This window comes from Desmospora activa DSM 45169 (assembly GCF_003046315.1).
GTDB lineage: Bacteria > Bacillota > Bacilli > Thermoactinomycetales > DSM-45169 > Desmospora > Desmospora activa.
Genome location: NZ_PZZP01000004.1, coordinates 136857 through 147816, shown reverse-complemented (window position 1 = coordinate 147816; position 10960 = coordinate 136857). Strand labels below are relative to the sequence as shown.

Genomic DNA, 10960 nt, shown 5'->3' with positions numbered 1-10960 from the left:
TTTCCGCAGTTAATCATGCTTAAAAACCACCTACAAACCTTAGCGGCTGTGCGGGCAGGACGGATTGATTGCCAAGCTTTCGCCTATCAAGAAGCGTTTGACGAAGAAGGGCATTCCTATGACGCCAATCGATTGAAACGCTTTCGACTGTTGCTGGCCTTACAATATGACAGAAGTGAACAAGACGAACCCCTGCTACAGAAATTGATGCGGCAAGAAACGATTATGCACAGACATGCTCCCTTTCAAGGTTTATATCCCTCTCTCTGTCTGTGCGCCTATCTTTTGTCCCGTTTTCGTAGTCCCATGAATGTTTGGTTGTTTACACAGGCGAAACTCTCCAACTTTGACACCCACTGCGGCTTTGATGTGCAATACCTCGTGTCGGCGGGCATCGAAGAAACCTACCGTTATGTGGTGGATGCCGAACATGAATGGAAGTCAACTTTTTATGATTATGTAGGAGAAGATAGGGAAAACTGCCGGATCAATTCATCAGACCTAACGCGCTGGAGAGAAGCGAAAGAGAAGCAATATCCTTCTCAATTGGATATGGAAAATATCGAGGATGTCATTGAACTAGCGATTGACCTAGAGGAGAAAGAGCTTTTACAGGAGAAAGTGAGAGAGTGGAAATCGCAACAAAAGGACTGGGATGAAACTACCCTCAATCAATTGGTTGTTTATGAACGGCATTGCGACAACGTGGCGGGAGTGATCGCTGCCCAGGAAGAATTGTTGAGGTATAAAACAACAGATTGGGATATTGCCAGTCAATTACGGTCATTGAGTGAATGGTATCTTAAACTGGGCGAAGCGGATGTAGCTTGGGCCAAAATCGATACCGCACGCCACCATTTGCAACATATCCCCGATTGGAAGCGGGTTGGACTGGGAAGGATGATCGTTGAAAACGCCTTTGATGTAGTCTTGCTGCAAAATGACGCCAATCACCCCACCTGTCGTGTTGCCTATGAGTGGGCGCTGGAACAAATTCAAGCGCTAGAGGGTCCTCACTTAAATCTGTTGCAGAAAGCGGCAGAGGCGGCTGACATCATGGGAGATGAGCGGATGGAAGAGCAGTTTTTGACCGCTTATGTGGAAGAGGAGAAACGGATTTACGATGAAGATTGATCTTTTGGTTGCGTCATCAATCTGACAGCCTTTTGTGGGCTGTTTTTTTATGCCATTATTTATCTATGCTAGCCAATCTAGGACTCCTCCTTTAGGGATAAATGTATACGACTTAATTGCCAAAACGGGTTTGGATGAAACGGTTGTCCTTTAAAAACGGTATAATTTTATTATCCGCTTCACCTCGTTAGGGAGGTTAGTTGAAAGGGGGGGCGGCGGCAATTTGATAGTGAAGCGTGCGTCAGCGTTGATACTGGTCGGTGGTATGTGTCTAGGGTCAATTGGAGTTATATTAAAGTTTGCTTATGGTAATAATTATCCATTTTTGCAGTTAACGTTATTGCCGGTTCTACTGGGAATGACGCTACTCTGGCTTGTGTGGTTTGGGAAACACCGTCGTGAGATGGCGCAATACCCGGCGAACAAGGCATGGAAAATGCGGTTGACATTAATGGCTTGGGGATGTGCGTCAGGGGCGAGTACTTTGTTTTATTTCCTCGCTCTTCAAACGCTTCCGGTTTCGATGGTGACCGTGTTGATCATTCAATATTTTTGGATTATCCCCGTGGGGAAGGATTGGGTTATTAAAGCGTGGGAACAAAAAAAGTCAGTTGATTTTAACGGCTTTTTGACGGCGCTGATTCAACATCGTCCTTCCAAAAAAACAGTAAAGTCGTGGATTACGATTTTGGTCGGTACCTTCTTTGCAATGGAACTGTATAATTTCTCATGGTATGAAATTAGTAAATGGGGTTTGCTGTTCGGTTTTTTGACGGCGGTTAGCGATAGTTGCTGGATGCTGGCCACAGGACGACTTCATACCCATCTATCGGAAGAAACGAGATCCGCCTGCTTAATGACCGGGAGTGCCCTGTCATTGCTCGCTGTTACTCCGCTATTAATCATGCTTGGAGGGACATCGATCCTTTCCGGCTCGATGGATTGGAAGTTTGGAGTAACGGTACTGATTATCGCTCTGTTGGGATATGTCATCCCTACTTGGTCCTTTGCCAAGGGGATGACGGCTTTGTTCAACAAGGGGAAATCAGTCCTTGCTTCCTGTCTGCCTGCGATTGAGCTGCCATTTGGGATCTTGTTGGCCATGATCCTGTTGTCGGAAGCCGTAACCACCGTGCAGTGGCTAGGGATTCTTTTGATATTGTTGGGAACCGCGTATCAAGCCAATGACGAGGAGACGGAACAATCCCAAGCGATGGGGTACTCCAATGAAACCACCTATATCAGGTTGGAAATCGCCCTTGCCAATGTACGCAACCCCGAATACATTACACAATACATTCAACAGAAAAATGAGCTGGAAATGGAAAGACCGCAACAAACAAAAAACAATGGTTGGAGAAAATGGAGGCTAAATAAACAATTATAATCCATCCTCCAAATGAGAATGCCTGAACAATCCGCTTTTAGGATCGGATAAAGACGATCCCGAAAGCGGATTTTTTGTTTGGATGAAACGGTGGATAAAGCCGTTTATTAGTATGGGTGGAACTATTTCTGAATACTGGATGGATTGTATGTTATAGTGTTTTTGATGCCCGTTTTCGGGATTGGGGAGAGAAAAAGGGGAGAGCGCATTGGACATCTTAACACTATTACTGGGATCTGTGCTGGTTTTAAACATCCTGCTTGCAACCGCCATCATTTTTTTGGAACGGCGTGATGTCAGCTCGACATGGGCTTGGATGTTGGTGCTATATTTTATCCCCGTTCTCGGTTTTGTCTTGTATTTGATTTTTGGTCGGAAAATAAGCAAGCAAAAAATTTTTACATGGGACAAGCAAATCCACGTTTTATTGCAGGAAGCAGTTACAACTCAAAAAGCGCAGCTGGAAAATAACACGTTTCAGTATGGGAATTCTTCCTGGCAAGAGTATAAAGCGTTGATCTTGATGCATTTAAACAATGATCAAGCGGTGTTGACACAAACGAATCAGGTTGAGATTTTTACCGATGGTCAGGAAAAGTTTGATGCCTTGATAGAGGACTTAGAGCGGGCACAACATCATATCCATCTCCTCTATTACATTGTGAGACCAGACGATCTGGGAAAAAGACTGGCCCGGGTGTTGGCCCGTAAAGCACGAGAAGGTGTCCAGGTAAGACTGATCTATGATGATTTGGGTTCCAGAAGGCTGAACAAGGCGTTTATTCGCGAAATCCGTGAAGCGGGAGGGGAGATTGAAGCCTTTTTCCCCGCGGTGTTGCCGTTGATCAATTTGCGCCTCAATTACCGCAACCATCGGAAACTGGTGATCATTGACGGGAAGATCGGATATATCGGGGGATTTAATATCGGAAATGAATATCTGGGCTTAAACCCGCGCTTTGGCTATTGGCGTGACACCCACTTGCGCATTCGGGGGGATGCGGTCCACCATATCCAATCCCGTTTTATTCTTGATTGGAATCAGGCGTCACGCCATGATATTTCCTATCAGGACAATTATTATCCGACACCGCTGCGAGAGGGCGATGTCGGGGTGCAAATCGTATCCAGCGGTCCTGATTCAGAATGGGAGCAGATTAAGAACGGCTATATCAAGATGATCTTAACCGCCAAGAAGTATATTTATATCCAAACCCCGTATTTCATTCCGGATCACAGCTTGTTGGACGCTCTTCGAATCGCTTGTCTGTCAGGGATCGATGTTCGCATTATGATTCCCAACAAACCGGACCATCCGTTTGTGTATTGGGCGACTTTCTCCCATGTAGGTGAACTGTTGCAGGCGGGAGGAAAGATCTACATTTACCAAAACGGCTTCCTTCACGCTAAGACGATTGTGGTGGACGATAAAATCGCCTCAGTCGGAACGGCTAATATCGATATGCGCAGCTTCCGTTTAAACTTTGAGGTAAACGCTTTTTTATACCATGCTGACATGGCAAAGAATTTGGCGGAAATTTTCCAGCAGGATATGCTTCAGTCCACTTCGCTGACTTGGGAAGAATACCAACAGCGCTCTTACACCATTCGCTTTAAGGAGTCCATCTCACGTCTGTTGTCGCCGATTTTATAGCTCCCTCTTTTAGGAGGGAGTTTTTTGTCTGCTAAGGGCGGCATGTTTTTATCCGTTTAAGAAAAAGTTAAAGATTGCCGTTCGTTTTTGTTAAGGTGCGAGCTGTATCATTCTTAGAAAAAATTAAGAATTGCCCTTTATAGTTGATAAGGTGCAGTCGTATCTTTATTTTCAGGAGTGAGGAAGTGGTTGGATGGATGTGCACGCAGTTTTGGAGTGGGTTTCCCAACATGGAATAATCGCTTTATTATTTGCCTTCAGTCTAGGACTAATAGGAATGCCGGTTCCCAATGAAGCGATTGCGATGCTGGCCGGGGGACTGGTGACGATAGGGATGCTGAAACCGGGACCTGCTTTCGCCGTTACGGGTCTGGGTGTGACAGGAGTGCTGACAGTTGAATATCTGCTGGGGCGGGTGTTTGGTTTTTGGAGCAGCAGACAGAGGAAGCTAGGGGGAGTAATGGCGACTCGATTGTTGCGGGCTAAGCATTTTCACGATCGATATGGACCGTGGGCATGGGGTTTGGCTGTTTTTTTGCCTTTACTCCGGCACGGGGTTCCACTGATTGCGGGGTGTCAACGTATTCCTTTTAGGCGATATGCACCCATTGCTTATGGAATGGCTTGGTTGTGGACGGCGCTTTTCTTTGGGTTAGGGATGTTGTTGGGGAATGCTTGGGATACTATGGTGGAACTCTCCCATGATATTGCCTGGTCGCTTGCAGTTATCACTTTGCTCATCCTTGCTGGGATTGTTTACAAACAATGCAAGACTGCTCCCGGTAAGGTTGATGAAATGAGGAAGGAACATGTGGGTTAAGTTTTGTTAGGAGATAGCAAAGAAGGATAACGATGAAGATCGCGATTCAATTTTTGCTATTGGTATATATACCTACCTTGGCTTTTTAAAAGCTTTTATGGTGTATCGGTTTTATTCCTGATAACACGGATTGACTTAAAGGGTCCTCAATACGACGATGTCGGTTTCATTTACCGGACAAGTTGTGAATATCAATTTAAGAGGCGATTGTACCGTATCAGCCATCCAGGATTGGGTGGTTTTTTCGTTAATCGAAGATGATCGATGGTCTTTGGAAGCTTGTTCCGGTTACAATAAAAGATGATTACAAATTTCTAAGGACGGGTGGCTGGATGAAATTTTTACGGTCCGTTATGTCGGTTGCATGGCAAGTATTGTCACAGGTATGGAAAAACGGTTTACCTGATTTGGCGGCGGCATTGGCCTATTATTTTTTGTTGTCTATTTTTCCGCTGCTGATCTTTACTGTTGCGCTTTTGCCTTATCTCAACTTAAACCCGGATCTGGCAGTTTCCTTTGTTACCAATATGTTGCCGGAAGAGGCATCCGCTGCGATCGATCGGCCGATTCGGGATCTGATGGAGCAACCGCGAGGCGGGATTTTATCCTTTAGTCTGTTGGCAGCGTTGTATATTGCATCCAATGGTGCGTTTGCCATTATCCGTGCCTTAAACATCGCATACCGAGTGGAGGAAACACGTCCGATTTGGCGGTTGCAACTGCTTTCGATTGCGATGACGGTCTCTATTGTGATGGTGTTTGTGGTCTTGTTGCTCTTGCCGGTGTTTGGACAATTGATCTTCCGCTATATGGATGAAGTCTTCGGGCTACCACCGGGCTCATGGACCACTTTTTTATTGATGCGCTGGCTGGCTGTATTTGTTATGACTAATTTGGTTCTGATCGCGATCTACCAAATTGCCCCCAATACAAAAGTAGCTTTTCGCAAAGTTGTCATCGGCGCCTTGGTAACCAGTATCGGTTGGCAAATCAACTCCCTCGGGTTTTCCTACTATGTAAACAACTTCAATAACTTTAGCGCTACTTATGGTAGTCTGGGGGGAGTAATCGTGTTGATGGTTTGGTTTTACTTGACCGGTTTGTTGTTGGTGCTGGGGGGATTGGTCAATGTGACACTGCATGAACGAAAGTATGGCCCCTTAGCAGCGAAAAAAAGATAGCAAGTGGAGCGGATTGTGGAGGGGAAACGATGACAAAAGTACTGTTAACCGGATTTGAACCCTTTGACGGTGAAGAGGTTAACCCTTCGTGGGAAGCGGTGCGCTCGTTGGAAAGAGAAGAAGTGGAGGGGGTGGAGATTCGGGTCAGTTGCTTGCCTACGGTTTTTGGGAAATCCATGGTTCATTTGCGGGAAGCGATTCATCAGAGTCAACCCGATGTCGTGATCGCTGTCGGACAAGCGGGAGGAAGGACGGCGATTACACCGGAGCGGGTCGCAATCAATCTGGAGGATGCGCGTATCCCCGACAATGAGGGCAATCAGCCAGTGGATCAGCCGGTGGTAAAAGGAGGACCTGTCGCTTATTGGTCCACCTTGCCGATCAAGCGAATGGTGCAAACCATGCGGGAGGAAGGGATTCCGGCTGCGATTTCTCACACCGCGGGCACTTATGTATGCAATCATCTGTTTTATGGGTTGATGCATGAGATCAATCACTCCAACCGCCCGCTGCGCGGCGGTTTTATCCATATTCCGTTTGCGCCGGAACAAGCGGTAATGGGAGACCATCCCAGCATGTCTCTAGAAACCGTGCGTCGAGGATTGCTGCTAGCCGTAAAAGCGTGCCGACATGAGCAAGATCTTGCGGTTGGGATGGGAACGACTTCTTAGGAACAGGTAAGAACCACCTGATTAATCATCGAAGAGGGAAAAAAGATGAACGAAAAACAACAAGGAATGGGTATTTTAGCGGCGGTTACCGCCTATTTGCTATGGGGGATACTACCCCTTTATTGGAAGTTGTTTGAGGGTGTCACCCCCGCTGTAATCTTGGCTCATCGTATCGTATGGTCGCTTGTTTTTATGATTTTGGTGCTGTTATGTATGCGACAGTTGGGGAAGGTGGCAAAAGAGATCCGTCACACATTTTCCCATGTTACATCAGTGCTTACGATCTCTTGCGCGGCTGTTCTTATCAGCATCAATTGGTTTCTGTTTATTTTTGCAGTAAACAGTGATCGTGTGATTGAAACCAGTTTAGGATACTATATTAATCCGCTGATTAACGTCTTATTGGCTACGATCTTTTTGAAGGAACGGTTAACCCGTTGGGAGCTGCTTTCCTTTCTTTTGGCAACCGGTGGTGTAATCACCATAACCGTTGATTATGGGGGCATACCGTGGATAGCGCTTGGTCTTGCATTGAGCTTCGGCTTATACGGTTTAATTAAGAAGACGGTCACAGTAGGAGTGTGGGCAGGGTTAACGATTGAAACCTTGCTGATGACTCCCTTTGCCATGCTGTTTTTGTTGACTGTGGGGGATTCATCATCAGGGCATCTCTTTGAGAGCGAAGGGGTCCATACAGTGATCCTGTTACTGGGAGCGGGCATCGTGACGGCAGTTCCGCTATTGCTTTTTGCCACAGGTGCCAAGCGTATCTCCTTTTCGTTAATCGGATTTCTGCAATATATAGCTCCCACGATTATGTTGTTCTTGGGTGTGTTTCTTTTCCATGAACCCTTTAGCCAAGTGAAGCTGTTTTCGTTTATCCTTATCTGGATTGGGTTGGTGATTTTTACTACTTCACGGTCGAGAGCGTCTTTAGTGAAGAAGAAAAAAGCAACGCTTGCCCCGGAGAAGGCCCCTCTCGGGACAAACTGCCCGACAAAAATGTAACGAATCCAGAAAGGGTACTCGCTTCCCTCTTTCCCTTTCAAAGATGTAGGTCTATCCGCTTCGCCTCCTCCGTTTCCAACCAGCGTACATGCGAAAGGCTGTGTGGCCCTAAATGGTTGGATCCTTTGATCCTTCTGAGGCTCCGCTGGATAGTCGGTCAAAGCGAGACTTGTGCTTTACAAAGGGCGCTTCACTGGAAATCGCTCCCCCTCTCGTCTCTCCGCCCATAGGGCGGGCTTTTTTCTTATGCGAGAGGAACGTGCGATGAGGAGGGTTTACATCAAGTTACAAGTGCTTCCAAGCCGCCAAAGCGATACAGACCCAACCCGCTAGAAAAGCAACGCCGCCGATGGGGGTGATGGCGCCTAGCACAGTGACATTGGTAAGAGCCATGACATATAGACTGCCGGCAAAGAAGAGGATTCCGGCCACAATCAACCAACCACCGGCGGTAACCAAGGATGATGGGCCAATTTTATCGGCTAAAAGGCCGATAAAGAACAATCCTAAGGCATGCACCATATGATAGTGAGCGGCGGTATGCCAGTTGCTCAGCATCCGTTCAGAGATGCGCCCTTCTAGACCATGAGCACCAAATGCCCCCAAAGCAATACTGAGAAACAGATTGAGCGCCCCTAGAATGATAAAGAGTTTCAACCGTTTCACTCCTTTGTACAAATAAACAGTCAGATTGATAACAAAAGAAATAATGATCGAATCGAAATATCAATCATCAACAAATTTTCGGCTATGTATCCCATTTCACTGTATATGGCGAAAGAGGATGTTGATATAGTCACGCCCAGTATACCTTTTTCAAATGGGGAATGCACGTTTTTCACCGCTTTGTCAAAACAGAACCATAGAGGGCTTTTCAAAAACTAATTCTTACTTTATAATGATTATAAATACATTTCCTATAGCCAATTGTGTTGGTTTGAATCAAAACTGAATTTCATTCTCAGTTGTGCTGTCCGCAATTCAGCGGGCAGCATGTGCATTTTTTATGAGCGATAACAATGAATCTTATTCTCAAAAGGTGGTGTAAGCGGTGAGTGAATGGGTGAAACGGTTGGTGATGCCTTCCCGTTATTCGGTACTGACCGAGCAGGAAGAGAAAAAAGGGACAGCGTGGATACGGCGACACGGGGAAGGGGTTGCCGCAGTGGTTAGCGGCGTTCTCACCTTGGTGGCGTGGTGGATGACCGAGTGGATGCCGATGAGTGCGCTCACTTTATATTTAGCCGCTTATGTCATCGGAGGTTTTGCCAAGGCGAAGGAAGGGTTGACGGCCCTTGTCGTGGAGAGAAAGCTGGATGTTAATCTGCTGATGTTGGTGGCTGCGATCGGGGCTGCCTTTATCGGATATTGGATGGAAGGGGCGCTTTTGATCTTTATCTTTGCGCTCAGTGGTGCGTTGGAACGTTATAGTGAACAGAGAAGCCAACGAGATTTATCCTCACTGTTGTCGCTGCAACCGCAGTCGGCGTTGTTGTTGCGGGGAAGCGAAGAGACGGAAGTATCGATCGATGATTTGCGCCCGGGTGATCGGGTGTTGGTAAAGCCCGGCGCACAGCTTCCCGTTGACGGAGAGGTGATCGAAGGGGCGTCGGAAGTGGATCAATCCACCATCACCGGTGAGTCGGTTCCGGTAGGAAAGCGTCCCGGCGACGGGGTGTTTGCCGGGACGATCAACGGCACCGGCTCACTGGTGGTAAAAGTGTCACGCCCGGCGGAAGAGAGTACATTTTCCAAAATTCTACGTTTGGTGGAAGAGGCGAAGAGTCAGCAACCGCCCTCACAGCGTAAAATTGAACGATTTGAAGGCATGTACGTGAAAGCGGTGTTGTTGGTGACCGGTCTGCTGTTGATCGCGCCACCGCTGCTGTGGGGATGGAATTGGAGCAATACCGTTTATCGGGCCATGGTGTTTCTGGTGGTGGCCTCCCCCTGTGCCGTCGTTGCGGCGATTATGCCGGCGGTCTTGTCAGCGATGTCCAACGGTGCCCGCCAAGGGCTGCTGTTTAAAGGTGGGGCTTATGTTGAATCCCTGTCTGAAGTGCAAGTGGTAGCGCTGGACAAGACCGGTACCCTTACCAAGGGTGAATTGGCGGTAACGGATGTTGTCCCGTTGGCAGGAGAGCAGGAGAGTGATATTTTGTTGGCCGCAGCCTCACTGGAAACCTTGTCTGAACATCCGATCGCCCGCGCAGTGGTGGCGGAGGCAAAAAAACGCAACCTATCACCGGTACGTCCGCATTCGTTTCAATCGGTTACCGGTCACGGAGTAAAGGGCGAGTGGCGACAAAAACGGTGGCGCTTGGGTAAACCGGCTTGGATCATGTCGGTGGATCATCCTGCGCTGGCGCGTCTGGAAGCGGAAGGGAAAACGGTGGTGGCATTGGCACAAGAGGAGACACCGATCGGGTTAATCGCCCTGCGTGATCAAATCCGTCCCGAAGCGAAAGAGGCCATCCAAGTGTTACAAAAGCGGGGACTGGAAGTGGTTATGCTTACCGGGGATCGCCGCCGGACCGCAGAAGCGATCGCCCAAGAAGTCGGGATTCAGCATGTGGAAGCGGAATTGTTGCCGGAGGAAAAAGTGGCGGCGATTCAGCGCTGGGCACAAAAGCGGGGCCCGGTAGCGATGGTGGGCGACGGTGTCAATGATGCTCCTGCTCTCGCAACGGCGCACGTGGGGATCGCCATGGGAGCCGCGGGTAGTGATGTCGCCCTGGATACCGCCCGTGTCGTTCTGATGAATGATGATCTGGGCAAAGTGTCGGAAGCGATTGCGTTAGGGCAGCGTACCTGGCGGATTGTGAAACAAAATCTCGTCTTTGCCCTGGCTGTGATCGGTGGATTGATCTTGGTTAACTTCACCAACGGCATTGCGTTACCATTGGGAGTGGTGGGGCATGAAGGAAGTACGCTGTTGGTGATATTAAACGGATTACGGTTGTTAAGGTGAAAAGGAGAGCTAAGGATAGAGGAGAGTTCCCGAGTTCCCTCTGATCGACAGAAATACTTCTTAGATCCATCACAGAATCCAGCTCTGCGATGGATCACTTAATTTTAGAGTTGACAAAATTCAGGTCACTCTGT

The 10960-nt window shown here is 47.8% G+C and carries 9 protein-coding genes; 8 read left to right on the top strand and 1 reads right to left on the bottom strand.

All coding sequences use genetic code 11. The annotated features are described in order from the left end of the window. The first annotated feature begins 15 nt into the window (after positions 1-15). The 7 genes from C8J48_RS17835 (at position 16) to rarD (ending at position 7855) form a co-directional block, all read left to right on the top strand. Positions 16-1134, top strand: a complete 1119-nt coding sequence (locus C8J48_RS17835; RefSeq protein WP_107728613.1) for a hypothetical protein — start codon at positions 16-18, stop codon at positions 1132-1134. A 223-nt stretch (positions 1135-1357) separates the two neighbouring features. Next, entirely contained in the window at positions 1358-2521 is a 1164-nt protein-coding gene (locus C8J48_RS17830; protein WP_146160530.1) for a DMT family transporter, read from the top strand. Positions 2522-2729: 208 nt separating this feature from the next. Beyond that, a complete protein-coding gene (gene cls, locus C8J48_RS17825; protein WP_107728611.1) occupies positions 2730-4175 on the top strand; it encodes a cardiolipin synthase in 1446 nt (481 codons plus the stop codon). A gap of 193 nt (positions 4176-4368) precedes the next feature. Further along, on the top strand, positions 4369-4995 hold the full coding sequence (locus tag C8J48_RS17820) for a DedA family protein (protein WP_107728610.1): 627 nt from the start codon (positions 4369-4371) through the stop codon (positions 4993-4995). Positions 4996-5327: 332 nt separating this feature from the next. Next, positions 5328-6176: a YihY/virulence factor BrkB family protein gene (locus C8J48_RS17815; protein ID WP_170105699.1), complete on the top strand. Its 849-nt coding sequence runs from the start codon at positions 5328-5330 to the stop codon at positions 6174-6176. Positions 6177-6205: 29 nt separating this feature from the next. Further along, positions 6206-6847: a pyroglutamyl-peptidase I gene (gene pcp, locus C8J48_RS17810; protein ID WP_107728608.1), complete on the top strand. Its 642-nt coding sequence runs from the start codon at positions 6206-6208 to the stop codon at positions 6845-6847. A gap of 45 nt (positions 6848-6892) precedes the next feature. Continuing rightward, positions 6893-7855, top strand: a complete 963-nt coding sequence (gene rarD, locus C8J48_RS17805; RefSeq protein ID WP_107728607.1) for an EamA family transporter RarD — start codon at positions 6893-6895, stop codon at positions 7853-7855. Positions 7856-8140: 285 nt separating this feature from the next. Here rarD and C8J48_RS17800 read toward each other — a convergent pair whose 3' ends face one another. Beyond that, entirely contained in the window at positions 8141-8512 is a 372-nt protein-coding gene (locus C8J48_RS17800) for a DUF423 domain-containing protein (RefSeq protein WP_107728606.1), read from the bottom strand. A 421-nt stretch (positions 8513-8933) separates the two neighbouring features. Between C8J48_RS17800 and C8J48_RS17795 the strand changes: the two genes are divergently transcribed. Continuing rightward, a complete protein-coding gene (locus C8J48_RS17795; RefSeq protein ID WP_107728640.1) occupies positions 8934-10826 on the top strand; it encodes a heavy metal translocating P-type ATPase in 1893 nt (630 codons plus the stop codon). Positions 10827-10960 lie beyond the last annotated feature (134 nt).